The sequence below is a fragment of the Bacillus sp. FSL R5-0397 genome (genome assembly GCF_038593395.1).
Taxonomy (GTDB): Bacteria; Bacillota; Bacilli; order Bacillales; family Bacillaceae; genus Bacillus; species Bacillus altitudinis.
On the sequence record NZ_CP151992.1, the window covers coordinates 2,302,313 to 2,315,681 of the forward strand.

17 protein-coding genes are annotated in these 13,369 nt (G+C 39.6%); 3 read left to right on the plus strand and 14 right to left on the minus strand.

The features are described 5' to 3' along the window. Window position 1: 1 nt before the first annotated feature. The 6 genes from yqeK to NSQ70_RS11790 are packed head-to-tail and all read right to left on the minus strand — an operon-like array spanning window position 2 to window position 3,910. The gene (gene yqeK, locus NSQ70_RS11765; protein ID WP_017358029.1) at window positions 2-565 is read right to left on the minus strand and encodes a bis(5'-nucleosyl)-tetraphosphatase (symmetrical) YqeK; all 564 of its coding nucleotides are present in this window, start codon (window positions 563-565) and stop codon (window positions 2-4) included. After that, window positions 555-1,124: a nicotinate-nucleotide adenylyltransferase gene (locus tag NSQ70_RS11770; protein ID WP_135009261.1), complete on the minus strand. Its 570-nt coding sequence runs from the start codon at window positions 1,122-1,124 to the stop codon at window positions 555-557. Before NSQ70_RS11770 ends, yqeK begins: the two co-directional genes overlap by 11 nt. A gap of 13 nt (window positions 1,125-1,137) precedes the next feature. After that, window positions 1,138-1,428 carry a ribosome assembly RNA-binding protein YhbY gene (yhbY, locus tag NSQ70_RS11775; RefSeq protein WP_008342507.1) on the minus strand — a complete coding sequence of 97 codons (291 nt, stop codon included), beginning with the start codon at window positions 1,426-1,428 and terminating at the stop codon, window positions 1,138-1,140. Further along, window positions 1,422-2,264: a shikimate dehydrogenase gene (aroE, locus tag NSQ70_RS11780; RefSeq protein WP_342502163.1), complete on the minus strand. Its 843-nt coding sequence runs from the start codon at window positions 2,262-2,264 to the stop codon at window positions 1,422-1,424. The genes yhbY and aroE overlap by 7 nt, the downstream gene beginning before the upstream one ends. Window positions 2,265-2,285: 21 nt before the next feature. Beyond that, window positions 2,286-3,386 carry a ribosome biogenesis GTPase YqeH gene (gene yqeH / locus NSQ70_RS11785; protein WP_007501357.1) on the minus strand — a complete coding sequence of 367 codons (1,101 nt, stop codon included), beginning with the start codon at window positions 3,384-3,386 and terminating at the stop codon, window positions 2,286-2,288. A gap of 2 nt (window positions 3,387-3,388) precedes the next feature. Continuing rightward, complete coding sequence (locus NSQ70_RS11790) at window positions 3,389-3,910, minus strand: YqeG family HAD IIIA-type phosphatase (RefSeq protein ID WP_008356191.1); 522 nt, start codon at window positions 3,908-3,910, stop codon at window positions 3,389-3,391. 362 nt (window positions 3,911-4,272) lie between these two features. Between NSQ70_RS11790 and NSQ70_RS11795 the strand changes: the two genes are divergently transcribed. Then, window positions 4,273-4,413 carry a sporulation histidine kinase inhibitor Sda gene (locus NSQ70_RS11795; RefSeq protein ID WP_003217327.1) on the plus strand — a complete coding sequence of 47 codons (141 nt, stop codon included), beginning with the start codon at window positions 4,273-4,275 and terminating at the stop codon, window positions 4,411-4,413. A gap of 136 nt (window positions 4,414-4,549) precedes the next feature. Here NSQ70_RS11795 and NSQ70_RS11800 read toward each other — a convergent pair whose 3' ends face one another. The 4 genes from NSQ70_RS11800 to NSQ70_RS11815 form a co-directional block, all read right to left on the minus strand. After that, entirely contained in the window at window positions 4,550-4,699 is a 150-nt protein-coding gene (locus NSQ70_RS11800; protein WP_003217499.1) for a hypothetical protein, read from the minus strand. Window positions 4,700-4,777: 78 nt separating this feature from the next. Beyond that, on the minus strand, window positions 4,778-5,506 hold the full coding sequence (locus NSQ70_RS11805) for a GDSL-type esterase/lipase family protein (RefSeq protein WP_169476094.1): 729 nt from the start codon (window positions 5,504-5,506) through the stop codon (window positions 4,778-4,780). Between the two features lie 71 nt (window positions 5,507-5,577). Continuing rightward, the gene (locus NSQ70_RS11810) at window positions 5,578-6,318 is read right to left on the minus strand and encodes a polysaccharide deacetylase family protein (protein WP_017358034.1); all 741 of its coding nucleotides are present in this window, start codon (window positions 6,316-6,318) and stop codon (window positions 5,578-5,580) included. Between the two features lie 166 nt (window positions 6,319-6,484). Next, window positions 6,485-7,606 (minus strand): tetratricopeptide repeat protein, encoded by a 1,122-nt coding sequence (locus NSQ70_RS11815; RefSeq protein WP_007501361.1) that lies wholly within the window; start codon window positions 7,604-7,606, stop codon window positions 6,485-6,487. A 229-nt stretch (window positions 7,607-7,835) separates the two neighbouring features. Here NSQ70_RS11815 and sigK point away from each other — a divergent pair, with 229 nt between their 5' ends. Continuing rightward, window positions 7,836-8,564, plus strand: a complete 729-nt coding sequence (sigK, locus tag NSQ70_RS11820; protein WP_058014952.1) for an RNA polymerase sporulation sigma factor SigK — start codon at window positions 7,836-7,838, stop codon at window positions 8,562-8,564. Window positions 8,565-8,709: 145 nt separating this feature from the next. Here the strand turns inward: sigK and NSQ70_RS11825 are convergent, their stop codons facing one another. From NSQ70_RS11825 to NSQ70_RS11835, 3 genes are all read right to left on the minus strand, one after another. Continuing rightward, window positions 8,710-10,065, minus strand: a complete 1,356-nt coding sequence (locus tag NSQ70_RS11825) for an IS1182 family transposase (RefSeq protein ID WP_342502164.1) — start codon at window positions 10,063-10,065, stop codon at window positions 8,710-8,712. 179 nt (window positions 10,066-10,244) lie between these two features. Beyond that, complete coding sequence (locus NSQ70_RS11830; RefSeq protein WP_178897028.1) at window positions 10,245-10,526, minus strand: DUF3986 family protein; 282 nt, start codon at window positions 10,524-10,526, stop codon at window positions 10,245-10,247. A 30-nt stretch (window positions 10,527-10,556) separates the two neighbouring features. After that, a complete protein-coding gene (locus NSQ70_RS11835; protein ID WP_144668553.1) occupies window positions 10,557-10,967 on the minus strand; it encodes an Imm1 family immunity protein in 411 nt (136 codons plus the stop codon). A gap of 345 nt (window positions 10,968-11,312) precedes the next feature. Between NSQ70_RS11835 and NSQ70_RS11840 the strand changes: the two genes are divergently transcribed. After that, window positions 11,313-11,819, plus strand: coding sequence for a restriction endonuclease (locus NSQ70_RS11840; RefSeq protein ID WP_048003091.1), 507 nt, complete (start codon window positions 11,313-11,315; stop codon window positions 11,817-11,819). A 109-nt stretch (window positions 11,820-11,928) separates the two neighbouring features. On the opposite strand, the gene NSQ70_RS11845 is transcribed toward NSQ70_RS11840, so the two are convergent. After that, window positions 11,929-13,323 carry a polysaccharide deacetylase family protein gene (locus tag NSQ70_RS11845; protein WP_342502166.1) on the minus strand — a complete coding sequence of 465 codons (1,395 nt, stop codon included), beginning with the start codon at window positions 13,321-13,323 and terminating at the stop codon, window positions 11,929-11,931. Between the last annotated feature and the right edge of the window lie 46 nt (window positions 13,324-13,369).

Below are 13,369 nucleotides of genomic sequence, written 5' to 3' on the forward strand. Positions count from 1 at the left end.
CTTAGTTGTTCTTTTGCACAAGTGAGTTATAAGTAGCAAGTGTATCTGGGAAAACTGGCTGATTCTTTTTCATTAAAAAGCTGACGGTGTTTTTTAAAGATTGAATCAAGGCAAGGTCCAAATCCTGCTCTGCTAACTCTCTTACTTCCTCTACACCAGGAAAATGGCGTCCTGGCTCTATATAGTCGGCGACATAAATCACTTTTTCAAGCAATGTCATGTTCGGTCTGCCGGATGTATGGAATTCAATGGCTGTTAAAATATCTTGGTCGTCAATTCCAACTTCTTTTTTGACCAAATAGGCACCAACTGGGGCATGCCAAAGCTCAGGTGAATATTTAAGCAATAGAGGGTTCATCTGTTCTTGCTGGATGATGCCCTTCATTTCTTCTTTCGGTCTAAATTTAGCATAATCGTGGAAAATAGCCGCGACCTCTGCTTTTTTCACATCTGCACCAAAACGTTCAGCTAATGAAATGGCCGTCTCCATTACCCCAATTGTATGTGTATATCTATGCTCTGTTAACTGCTGTTTGACACAGTTTAAAGCTTCTTCACGATTCATATAAATGATGCTCCTTTATATAACACTCAACCGCTTTCGGAATCAAATAATCAACAGGTTGCCCCTGCTTCATTCGCTGCCTAATCAATGTCGATGATACATCAAAAGCCGGAACATCTGCAAACAAAAGAGGATACGCCGTATTTCCTTCATAACCTGGTCTTTTCATCCCAATAAAGGTGATCATCTGAAGCAAATCATCGATTCTGTGCCATTTCGGCAAATACTCGACCATGTCCGCTCCAATCATAAAAAAGAACTCATCTTCAGGATGGCGCTTCTTTAACAGCTCAACCGTATCTACTGTATAAGATGGGCCCTCCCGCTCCATTTCAATAAGCTCAACTCGAAAATGAGGATTTGTCTGAATCGCTTTTTCCACCATTTTTACGCGGTGATGACTCTCTGCTCGTTTTCGGCCCGTTTTATGAGGGGGCTGGTGATTTGGGATAAACCAAATTTCATCAAGCCCTACTTGGAAACGCACCTCACTTGCCATCAGCAAATGCCCATTATGCGGGGGATCAAACGTACCGCCGAACAATCCTATTTTTTTCATATCATATCCACCTTTACGGCAGCTTAATTTGTTTATTTTCCTTTGATTCCTTATAAAGGACAATCACATTTCCGATCGTTTGAACGAGTTCAGCTTTTGCACCTTTTACAAGTGCTTTTGCAACCTCTGTTTTGTCCTCGTCGCAGTTTTGCAATACGCTGACTTTCAAAAGTTCTCTTGCTTCAAGCGCCTCGGAAATTTGCTTGACCATATTGTCATTTACCCCGCCTTTTCCAACTTGAAAAATAGGTGATAAATGATGTGCTTGCGCACGTAAAAAACGTTTTTGCTTACCTTTTAACATGGTGTTCCTCCTAATTTCTCTATGACAATTGACTTCATTTTTCGGGCGTCAGGTGTAATGCCCGTCCACAGTTCAAAGGCTCTTACCGCCTGACCAACAAACATGCCGACGCCATCGACTGTTTTCAAACCTAACCCGGCTGCTTCGCTTAGCAGCTTTGTTTCTATTGGATTATACACAATATCACAAACGACCGCTGTTTTTTTTGCATTCGCTAAAGAAATGGGGGTTTCTTCAACATTCGGATACATACCAATCGAGGTCGTATGGATGATGACATCATATTCCCCAAGCCGCTCTTCTGCTGTATTTAATGCAATGGCATGAGATGTGATTTTCCCATCGGCACTTTCAATTAAAGCCTCAGCTTTTTCAATGGTGCGGTTGGCGATATCAAATTGTTTCGGTGCATACTCAGCAATTGTCGTGTAAATCGCTCTTGCTGCTCCACCAGCACCAAGCAGGAGAAATGACAGCTCTGATAACGGCTGATCCAACGCTTCAAGCAATGAATGAAGAAAGCCTTCTCCATCTGTATTGTACCCAACGAGCTGATCTCCTTCGAGCCGCACCGTATTGACGGCACCAAGGCGTTCAGCTGTCACATCAATTTTGTCGAGGTACTTCATGATGTCTACCTTGTGCGGAACAGTGACGTTAATGCCGCTGATTCCTAACGCTTTCATGCCGCTAATCGCATCTTTCAGGTCATCATTTTCTACTTGAAAGCCATGATAATGTCCATCAATTCCAGCATCCTTTAGTGCTGCATTATGAATATCCGGAGACATTGAGTGGCCAACAGGGTTACCGATTACTCCGTATAAAGGTTTCAAGGTCTCTCCCCCTCTGAACATTTAAATTAACGAACGTCTCATAAACACGTGCACACCTTTTGGCGCATACACTTTGATTTGTTTCCCAGCATCATTTGCCGTCACCCAGCCTAATCCTGAAAAGACAATGTCCATTTTTGGCTGATCGATGGTGAAAGTGTGCGGAACGAGCGGCGGGAAATCTTCCATTCCCTCTTTTGATGGCGGTGAAAGCAGTTCACCTGCATGCTTTTCATATAAGTCATCTGCATTCTCCATCTTCGTTCTATGAATGTTGAGTTCATTTGGCATGTAGCAAACAAAGGATGTTCTGCCGCCTTTTACATAATCAAATCGAGCCAGTCCGCCAAAGTAAAGCGTTTGAGCTTCATTTAACTGGAACGTTCTCGGTTTCAATTCTTTTTTCGGCGTTAAAATCTTTAAGTCATTTTTGCCGACATAGTGCGCCATTTGATGGCGGTTGATGATCCCCGGTGTATCGAATAAAGCAGACCCGTCATCAAGCGGGATTTCAATCGCATCAAGTGTTGTCCCTGGGTATTGGGATGTGGTGATCACATTCTCTTCTCCAGACACCTCTTTGATAATGCGGTTAATAAATGTTGATTTCCCAACATTTGTACAGCCGACAACATAGACATTTCTGCCCTCACGGTAATGATCAATGGCCTCCATAACCTCAGGCACACCTTGTCCTCTGCTCGCACTGATTAAAAACACATCAATCGGATTGAGCCCATTTTCTTTTGCTTCCCGCTTCATCCATTGAACAAGACGGTCTTTTTTCACGGATTTCGGTAAAATATCTACCTTGTTGCCGACCAGTAAAATGGGATTACCACCAACAATACGGCTCAGTCCATTAATCCAGCTTCCGTTAAAGTCAAAAATATCAACGACCTTGACGATCAAAGAATCAGTCTCGCCAATACTGTGTAAAATATTTAAAAAGTCGTCTTCTGTTAAAGATACATCCTGAATTTCATTGTAGTTCTTTAACCTAAAACAGCGCTGACAGATCACATCTTCTTTCAATAGAGATGCTGCCGGCGCATATCCTAATTGATCTTTATCTTCCGTCTGAATGGCTACACCGCAGCCAATACAAACAACCTTTTCCATTATTACTCTTCCTCCCACTGAATGTGGCCCTTACGCTTTAAGGCTCCTAAAATTCTGCGTTCAATCTGCCTGTTAAACTTCGTGAAAAATCCGTCCGATGCCGCAACAGGTACAACCAAAATGGTATGGAAGCCATGCCTGTTTCCGCCAAGCACATCTGTCATAAGCTGATCGCCAATGACAACCACATCTTCTTTCTTCAATTGCATATCAGCGACGGCCTTATTAAAGGCTCTTCCCATCGGTTTTCTCGCTTTATAAATAAACGGGATATGAACAGGCTCAGAAAAAAGCTTGACCCTTTTTTCATTATTGTTCGATACAATCGTCACCTGTATCCCGTGATCTTTCATCTCTTGAAACCATTCAATTAAACGCGGGGTCGCACTAGGACGATCCCATTCTACTAGTGTGTTATCTAAATCCGTAATAATTCCTTTTACATTTCGTTCTTTTAGTTTTTGCGGCGAAATGTGGAAAATACTTTTCACAAATTCATCCGGTAAGAAATACTTCTTTAGCACAATTTGCACCCTTTCTTCCATTGGTTTTTCAGCGATTGTGTCGAATCAAATCACAATTTGTCTGTCTATCGAATACAATGAAAAAGTTTTCGACATATGATGAGGACCTTCAACAGGTGTGGATAATTTTACACACATTATCCACCTATATTTCATCACGCTTTCATTCAATTATAAACACTCTACCCACAAGTTATCCACTTAACCATGTGGATAACAGAACGATTGTTCTTGTTTCCCATTCATGGTAGATTAAAGGTACTTCAAAGACATTCGATCAACCTATGATGATATGTCTTTTCCTCAAGTTTTATGCCAACTTTTTCAGGGGAGGTGTTTTTCCCATCATATGGGTTTCTAGTATGAAAAAGCTGTCAGATGATTTACTTATAGAATCGTATTATAAAGCAAATGAAATGAACTTAAATCGCGACTTCATTGAATTAATTGAGACAGAAATGAAAAGACGTTCGCTCGGGCATATGCTCTCTGTTTCCTCTTAATTCCATATATCCAGGAACCATGCCTCCCGAGCACTCTCCTTTTTTAAACTCAGGTGACTGATATTATATCACTTGCGCTATAGGCTTACTACTATTTTCCGTAAAAAACACCCCTTCTGATCAAAGAAGAGGTGTCTTATTTGCAAGGCTGTTCATTCCAAAACCATAACCCTCCACCTACGACCAAAATGACGACAAGGAACACAACAAGAAAAGCGTAACCGATTCCTGCTCCTTGAGCTGGATAAGGCGAACACGCAGGGTAAGGATAAGGACATCCCCACATATCAGTTACCTCCTTCTAAGAAGATATACTGTTAGACTATGCTGGATGGATCGTCTTGTTTAGGCAGATGGCCTGCATTTAAAAATGTTTAATGACATCACGCTCTTTGATTTCGTTATAAATGATTCTTGCCCCTTTTGGTGTCATATGATTGCCAGAAGGGTCAATGAGGCCAGACTGAATCAAGGCGTTGTCACTATCTTCACCCGCTTCTCGGATGAACGCTTTCCAATTGTCGACAAGCGGCACTTGCTGTTTTTCAGCTACTTGTCTTGTGATGTCATTGTATGAGTTTTGCCAAGCTCTCGCCCCGCCTCTCTCAGCAAAATAAGATGACTTATATCTAGAATAATAATACAAGCCCTTTTTGCCTCCTTCCACCACAGGCACGCACGTCATGAGGATCGGGGTAATTCCCTCTTTCCTACTTTCAGAAATGAAGTAGGATAAGTTTTCTTTAAATCGTTTTTTGGTCACACGGGGATGTTTCCCGTCTAGAATCGCCGCATCATTTGTACCGAACATGATGAGGACGTAAGTTGGTTTTTGTTTTAAAATATCCTGCTCAAAGCGCAGCTTCGCATCTTCTGTTGTCTGCCCGCCAATCCCGGCATTCTGTACCTTGATTTGGCCGCGCTCGACGTTTTTCATGAGATTCACCCATTTTTCAGATGTGGGATAATCTCGAAAATCCCAGTTCGATCCTCTTGTGTTACTGTCACCAAATGCAATCACGCTTTCCTGCACTGGTTTTGAGCACCCAGCAGCAACACATAACAGGATGAAAAGGAAAACAAATTTCTTCACAACATTCACCTCCAAAAGCCCTCTTCATATAGTAAACGACAAGACTTTTGGTTTCAATGAATGACTGTTTCTTATTGTAATTGAACCGGCAGATAATCTCTGTCATGGTGCAGTAGTTCGCTTACTTTCACAAACTCATAGCCCCTTTTCTTTAGTTCAGGTACGACTTGCTTCAGCGCTTCTACTGTCTGCTTACGATTTCCTCCGCCATCATGTAGAAGGATGATATCACCGCCCTGAATATTCTCAATAATACGGCTGGCAATTTTGTGTGCACCTGGCCTAGACCAGTCCTTCGGATCTTGCGTAAAGGACCACATCACGACATCGTATCCTTGCTTTGAAAGAATGCGGAATGACTTCATCGTCAAGCGCCCGCCCGGGGGACGAAATAATAAGGGTCCGCCAGGCTGGAGAGAAGCGATATGAGCCGCTGATTCTTTTAATTCTTGCTTGATTTCTTTCGATGACAAAAGGTCAAAATACGTATGGTTCATCGTGTGATTGCCAAGCTCATTTCCTTCGCTCACAATCCGCTCTGCGAGCAGGGGATATGCATGAATACGGCTTCCGATGACAAAAAAGCTGGCATTCACTTCATGCTCTCTCAGTACATCTAGTATTTGATTTGTGTATACCGGATGAGGCCCATCATCAAAGGTTAACGCAATCTTTTTCCGTTCCTCTCTCATGTCCCAAAAGGCTCGTCCCGTTTTTTCTAGGTCGATTCTTTTTAATGTACGCGCCTCTATGTTACCAGGAACAAAAGCGCATATTACCAATATACATAACAAGATATGCAACCCTTTCATCAGACCGCCTCCACAGAACATCATTACACATTAAATTGCCCGCTTTCTGATGAATTCATTCAAGTTTCGTGATCGTCTACGCTTCTTTTTCACATAAAAAAAGCCGGCCCATCAGGCCCGCTTTTTGTCTCACGTTTGGTTTCTCTCTTCAACTGTCGAACGTTGCTTAGAATTCATACAGACACTCTCCTTCTTGGATTTGATTTTGAGCCCATAACAATTTTTGATAATACTGGTTGGACTTCTGGTATTGTTGAGAGGTTTCTAAGGCTGTCGCAATTTCTAGTGAGATATCCTCTATATAAGAGTATAGGCTAAGTTTTTCCAAATAATCAATGGTTTTTTGCAGTTGTTCTTCATTGATTTCCTGAACATATAAAGCATCCAGATACTCAAACATATGACAGAACAGCTGGTCTTCATGCTTCTTTGCGGCCAATTTCCCATCCTCTAATATGCGCCTTGCTTCAGTCTGCTCATTTTGTCTAAAAAGTAGCTTGGCCAGTGTATAAAGTGTATGAGGCAGCGTGGGAAGCAGCTCTTTTTTGGCGAGGTCAGCCGATTCGGTTAAATATCGTTCTGCTTCTTCTCGATAACCTAACTCCCCATAACATTTCCCTAAATTATAGAGTGCTGAGCTATAAATGCGCGGGTGATCAATTTCGGATGCGAGTTGTTTCGCCTTTTTCAAGTGAGGTAGTGCTCGATCTTTACGTTTTAAATCTTGATAATTTCCCGAGATGACAAAGAGGCACTGAATAATGCGAATGGAATATGCATCATGCTGATCGTATATTTCAAGCGCTTTTAAAATATGGTGCATGGAGACATGCGTTTGTTTCATTATATAGTAGGCTTCTGCTACTTTAAAATGAAACTCGGCCTGCTCAATATCATCAAATACCATAGACAGCTGTTTTTCTGCCATGCGATAATATTTGACGGCCTCCAAATATTCTTTTTGACTAAACTCATGCATGCCACGAAAAAATGCATGGTAATAATGCAGCATATCAGATAACTCATGATTGGAATTTTCGATTTTATCGACAAGGTTAGATACTGAGAAAGGTTGATATTTTGAAGGGTGTATATAGTCGAGCATAATTTGGTGCCGAAAACACATGAGCTGATAATAAATCAGTAAATGCTGGTCCTCTTCCATACGTTCAATTTCCGCTTCTACTTCCGCTTTCAAGATTTCCGCATCTGGAACACTGAACTGCCGTATCATTCGATACCATTCATTAATTTTCATACCGACATGTGAAGAAAGAACCTTCCCCATGTTCCGAAAAAACCCCTTCCTTTTCGGTCTAATATTACATATTTTAGCACGCTTCTAGACCGCCAAGCACCGCAAAGAAACCGCAAACATATGAGAGGTGCAGCAAAAACATACGCATAAGCACGTTTCTTTCGAAAAAGATGATTTTTTCATCGTACAGACACAGACAATCCTTCCTTCACATACATTTGAGGATATAGGCAGTGGCCTAAACATGGTGGAGGTGAAAATCGTGGCAGGAGTATTTACAGCGATGGGATTGATGGTCAAAGAATTGGTGTTTTTAGTGTCCTATGTCAAAAACAATGCCTTTCCACAGCCCCTTTCGGGAGATGATGAGAAAAAATACTTAGCCCTTATGGCAGAGGGCGATGAACACGCAAGAAACATGCTGATTGAACATAACCTTCGGCTCGTCGCCCATATTGTCAAGAAATTTGAAAATACCGGGGAAGACGCTGAAGACCTCATCTCCATCGGGACGATCGGACTCATTAAAGCCATCGAAAGCTATTCCTCTGGAAAAGGAACAAAGCTGGCAACATATGCGGCGCGGTGTATTGAGAACGAAATCCTCATGCATTTACGCGCACTCAAAAAAACAAAAAAGGACGTCTCTCTGCATGACCCCATCGGTCAGGATAAAGAAGGCAACGAAATTTCATTAATTGACGTCTTAAAATCAGAAAATGAGGACGTGATTGATACCATTCAGCTCAACATGGAGCTTGAAAAAGTAAAAGAATATATCGACATTCTCGACGGCCGGGAAAAAGAAGTCATCGTCGGCCGGTTCGGTTTGGACTTAAAGAAAGAGAAAACGCAGCGGGAAATAGCCAAAGAGCTCGGCATATCAAGGAGTTATGTGTCCCGGATTGAGAAACGTGCGCTGATGAAGATGTTTCATGAGTTTTACCGGGCAGAGAAGGAGAAACGGAAACGGGAGAAGGGGAAATGATTTGAAAGATGTAAAAAAATCCATTCATTTTGGGTTGATAAAAAAACAGACCACATTAGGTCTGTTTCAGACCGTAGACAAACCCCACCTTTACTTCAAGTAAAAGTGGGGTTTTCACTTATTTTGATAAAATTGATCAGTTGCTTTACGCTGGACATGGCTCTTTCCATGTCCAGTTTGCTAATTTCTTAAGATTCATGGCAGCAAAAGTAAGCATCGCCTGCATCGAAACTTTTTTCAATCCTCGAAGTTTCGTCCATCGCATTCCATGCTTTTCTTTTGCATCCGCAAAAACGCGTTCAATCGTTTCTTTCCGTTTTGCATAGATGTTCTTATTCATTTCAGTGAGTCTCAGATGGTCTGCTTCGTCTAGGTAGTCCTGCCAAATATGTCGGTGAATCTGTTTGGTGTGATTTTGACTTTGTGTACAGTTATCTAGAAACGAGCAGGATTTACATACCTCTGAATCGGACGCATATTGCTTATATCCCTCTCTAGTCGTTGTACGATAAGAAAGAATTTGCCCGTTTGGGCAAATGTAACAATCAAAATGTGCGTCATATACGTATTCATTCTTTTTCAAGTAACCAGCTTTTGTTCTCGGGCGGGTGTAAGGCATGACAGGTCTTATCTCTTGATCCATTAAAAACTTGGCGATATATGGTGTTTTATATCCAGCATCTACTGCGACTACATTGGGTTTTCCGACTTTCTTTGTCACCTTTGATACGAGTGAATCTAACATACGACTATCATGAACATTTCCACCAGTGACCAGTGATCCTAAAATAAATCCTTTTGAATCACAAGCCGTATGAAATGAATAAGCAAATAACTTTTCACGTTCATCCTTTACATAGTAGCCACTCTCTGGGTCAGTTGTACTGACCTTGATTTCTTTTTTCTCTTCTTTATTCTGTAGGGGTAACGGCTTTTTTCCATGTTCCTCACGATCAACATTGATCTCCTCATGAAGCTGATTTTGATAACTTCTCGTTTCTACTCGAACAATTTTCTTTTCAAGTTTTTTCTTATTGGCGTTCGCTTTTACATGAGTTGAGTCAATGAAAGCGATAGATGGATCAACGAGACCTTTTTTCATCGCTTCTCTTAAGATTCGATAAAAAATTTGTTCGAATAAATCTGTATCATGAAAGCGTCTCACGTAGTTCTTACCGAAGGTAGAAAAGTGCGGAATTTTCTCCGAAAATCCATATCCAATAAACCAACGATAAGCCACATTAGTTTCAATTTCTTTAATGGTTTGACGCATAGAGCGAATGCCAAATAGGTATTGGATCAAAACCATTTTAATAAGAACAACGGGATCCACACTTGGTCTGCCGTTATCAGAACTATAATGATCTTTGACAAGATCATAAATGAAATCAAAATCGATCGCTTGATCAATTTTCCGTACAAGATGATCTTCAGGCACTAATTCATCTAAGGCCACTACTTCTAATTGATTTCTTCTTTCTTCTTCACGTTTCGATAACATGTTCATCCCCCACAGAAATGTGTTATTGCCCTTATTATACAAAAAAGCGTGTAGACTTTGTCTACACGCTGAAACAGACCACATTAGGTCTGTTTTTTTATTTTGACCATTCTTTGTTTCTTATATAAGACTGACCCTTATTAGATTTAAAAATACTCTAAAGGCTAAGAGATATCTGTTCACTCCATTGACTTCAATATCCCGTTTTCTTTTAAAAAACGCTCAAACAGCTGATTTCCTTCACCTTCAATTTTGTCATCTTCAATAGAATACTCGCCAATCAACAGCCCTAAATCTTCATATTTTTCATAATGCTTTAAAAGCGTGATCCCATACCATGTATGGTCAAAGAATAATTGCCACTTTCCTGTTTCTAAACTCTTAAAAAACACCCCTTCAACATCAAGACCATGTTCGTAATAGCCAACATGTACATGCATGGTATCATCTAAACGACACATTTTATTCTCCTTCTTGTTCCCCGTAAAACTTTATAGATCTTGCTGAAAATCAATCGTCCTCAACTCCACCCATTCAACACTATCAGGTACCGATTTTGTTTTTAGAAAATGTTGAACGATTTCATAAGCTTGATGTCGATCGACGTAGCTGCATGAAGGTACATACAATGGTGCGCCTGCAACGACATGCTTGATCGTTTCTATCTTCTCTACTTTTTTAAAAGGAACCAAAAAATCTGGATATCTCATAAGAAAAAAGCCATAAGGTTCATGATAAAAGAAAACAAGACTTTCCGTTTCCCAATCTTCATCCACTTCAATAGAAGATTCTCCATTCCCTTGTTTCCAATAGTCTTCACCCTTATGGAAGAAGATTTCTTTCATCCATTCTTCTCCCGGATTTTCCACTGGAGCACCGGTTGGTCCATAATACAAAAACATTCCATTCTCTCCTTCGACAACTATTGATTTCTCGTTCTCTTTCCTTCAAATTTGTAAAATGGATAAGTAAATGATGATTTATTCTGAAAGAATGCTTCTTAAATTCAATATTTTTTAATAGACCATTCATATTCAATTACTAAACTCCATTAATTTAAATTCTCCTTATTATGTTTCAACTCTTTATAAATAAATTAAATAAGTTTAAAGTTTTCATTTAACCAACTATAAAAATCTTAAACTACTATGAAATAACTTTAAATCTTTACTTTCAGACCGATTATAAAATTAAAGATACATTATCAATATTAAACAATATTTTTATTCTGAACAAAGGGGAATGACATGTACGATTTTTTCTTATTTATATTTTTTGTTAGCCTTATTTCCATAATAATTATTATTATATTGACTCTCATTGAAAGGACCAAAGAAAAAAATGAATTTGAAAAATTAAGCAAATCAGGAATCGATCAAATAGATGCTATGACAGGAAGAGAATTTGAAATCTATTTAAGCGTTCTATTTAGGAACCTAGGTTATAAAGTAAAATTAACTAAAGCTTCTGGTGACTACGGTGCTGATCTAATCTTGAAAAAATCTGGTTTGAGTATTGTAGTTCAAGCTAAAAGGTATAAAAAAAAAGTGGGGGTGAAATCTGTACAAGAAATCACTTCAGCAAGGTTTTATTATTCATCTGAATCATCATGGGTAGTTACTAATAATTATTTTACATCTCCAGCAATCGAATTAGCTGAAAAAACAGATGTTAAATTATTTGATAGAGATGATCTTGTTAACTTAATTTTAAAGTCAAAAGAATCAAACGAAAAAATAATTATTACCTATTGAATATTAACTAGATTAACTCTAAGAGGTATATATAATGGATCTAATTACTTCTTAAACAGAAAACAATTTCTATGTTCCGAAATTGTTTTCTCAATTAATTATCAATAAATTATTTTTTCTGTTCTTCCTTCCACTGCTCAAGCTCAGACACCGTCAATAATTGATATCCTTGTTTGGTGAGTTCTTTGATAATCGTGACGGCTGCGTTGGCTGAGGTGTCATAGATGTCGTGCATTAAGACCGTTTCACCGCTAGATGCATGAGTTAGAATGTAGTTCGCGACGTATTGGCTGTTTCGATATTTCCAGTCTTCAGGATCCACATCCCAAAGGGTCACTTTCATGTGAAGAGCTTCGTTGATTTGCCCGTTTGTCCCGCCATATGGTGGTCTAAAATGAGTCGGTGTGAACCCGCTCGCTTTTTCAATGATTTGCTGCGTGTCTTCTACTTGTTTGATGGCTTGTTTTAAAGGGAGTCTTGTGAGCAAAGGGTGGTTATAAGTATGATTTCCGATTTCATTTCCACCTTTTCTAATTTCACCTAGCATATCGGGATAATATTGAACCCTGCTTCCTAATACGAAAAATGTTGCATGTCCTTTGTTTTCTTTTAAAGCTGTTAAGATCTTTGAGGTCGTTGATGGATTTGGTCCATCATCAAATGTAAGGGCAATGGCTTTTTGATTTGGGTTGAATACTCCCTGTTTTGGAGGTTTTACGATCTTTCTTTTGGCGATCGGTTCTTTTTTCTCGTTTTTGTTCTTTTCTTTATTGATGTATTCTGGCTTTAACATTCCTTTAAGCAGTGTTTTCTTAATCGCCAGCACTTGAGGGCCTTTATTGTCTGGTGCAATTTGCCCTGCTAGAAAGTAGAATTCAATAAAACGATCTTTGATGGCAAAATACTGATAGTTCTTCGCCTCAGGAGACGTTCCCTGTTTGAGCAGCGACTGATTTTCAGCTAGCGTTCGATCTTTTTTTAATTCCTCAAAAGTCATATGAGATAATTTTTGAAGATTGTCCTTCTTTGATAGAAAGATATCGTTGATTGATAAAAATGTCTGTTTCTTGAAATCAAAGTTCATCACCTTCGTTTGATTGACGCCTTGCTTTCCGCCCTTCACTTCATATGTATTGAATTTGATTGCGACTGTTTGCTTGGCATAATGAATGATCTCATAATCGATGTTTAGTTCGTATCGTTTCTCTTCATTGACATCACTCGCTTGACTAAACGATGTTTTAAACTTTTCTAACGCTGTCTCTGCAAATCTTTTGATCTCCTGATCTAGTTTTTCTTGATGAAACAGCGGATAGTTGACAGCATATCTCATGAATTTCCCGTCATTCACAAGTGTGACAATTTCAACTTGTTTGTAGCTCGCATCTTGTTCTACTTTTTTTCTCTCTGTCCCGCTTGCTTGCTGATTATGATAAAATCCAGCGATTCCGATGACAATCGCAAGTCCGCATAGAACAAGAATGACTTTCCCTTTGATTGACACAATGATTCTCCTCTCGTGATGCCGTCCTGTCTGGATGACGTGTGTT

What these genes read in the sequence shown, in the direction of transcription:
- yqeK (WP_017358029.1), bottom strand. Translation starts at nt 565, where the DNA reads ATGAATCGTGAAGAAGCTTTAAACTGTGTCAAACAGCAGTTAACAGAG.
- NSQ70_RS11770 (WP_135009261.1), bottom strand. Translation starts at nt 1,124, where the DNA reads ATGAAAAAAATAGGATTGTTCGGCGGTACGTTTGATCCCCCGCATAAT.
- yhbY (WP_008342507.1), bottom strand. Translation starts at nt 1,428, where the DNA reads ATGTTAAAAGGTAAGCAAAAACGTTTTTTACGTGCGCAAGCACATCAT.
- yqeH (WP_007501357.1), bottom strand. Translation starts at nt 3,386, where the DNA reads ATGGAAAAGGTTGTTTGTATTGGCTGCGGTGTAGCCATTCAGACGGAA.
- NSQ70_RS11795 (WP_003217327.1), top strand. Translation starts at nt 4,273, where the DNA reads ATGAAAAAGCTGTCAGATGATTTACTTATAGAATCGTATTATAAAGCA.
- NSQ70_RS11800 (WP_003217499.1), bottom strand. Translation starts at nt 4,699, where the DNA reads ATGTGGGGATGTCCTTATCCTTACCCTGCGTGTTCGCCTTATCCAGCT.
- NSQ70_RS11810 (WP_017358034.1), bottom strand. Translation starts at nt 6,318, where the DNA reads ATGAAAGGGTTGCATATCTTGTTATGTATATTGGTAATATGCGCTTTT.
- NSQ70_RS11815 (WP_007501361.1), bottom strand. Translation starts at nt 7,606, where the DNA reads ATGGGGAAGGTTCTTTCTTCACATGTCGGTATGAAAATTAATGAATGG.
- NSQ70_RS11825 (WP_342502164.1), bottom strand. Translation starts at nt 10,065, where the DNA reads ATGTTATCGAAACGTGAAGAAGAAAGAAGAAATCAATTAGAAGTAGTG.
- NSQ70_RS11830 (WP_178897028.1), bottom strand. Translation starts at nt 10,526, where the DNA reads ATGTGTCGTTTAGATGATACCATGCATGTACATGTTGGCTATTACGAA.
- NSQ70_RS11835 (WP_144668553.1), bottom strand. Translation starts at nt 10,967, where the DNA reads ATGTTTTTGTATTATGGACCAACCGGTGCTCCAGTGGAAAATCCGGGA.
- NSQ70_RS11840 (WP_048003091.1), top strand. Translation starts at nt 11,313, where the DNA reads ATGTACGATTTTTTCTTATTTATATTTTTTGTTAGCCTTATTTCCATA.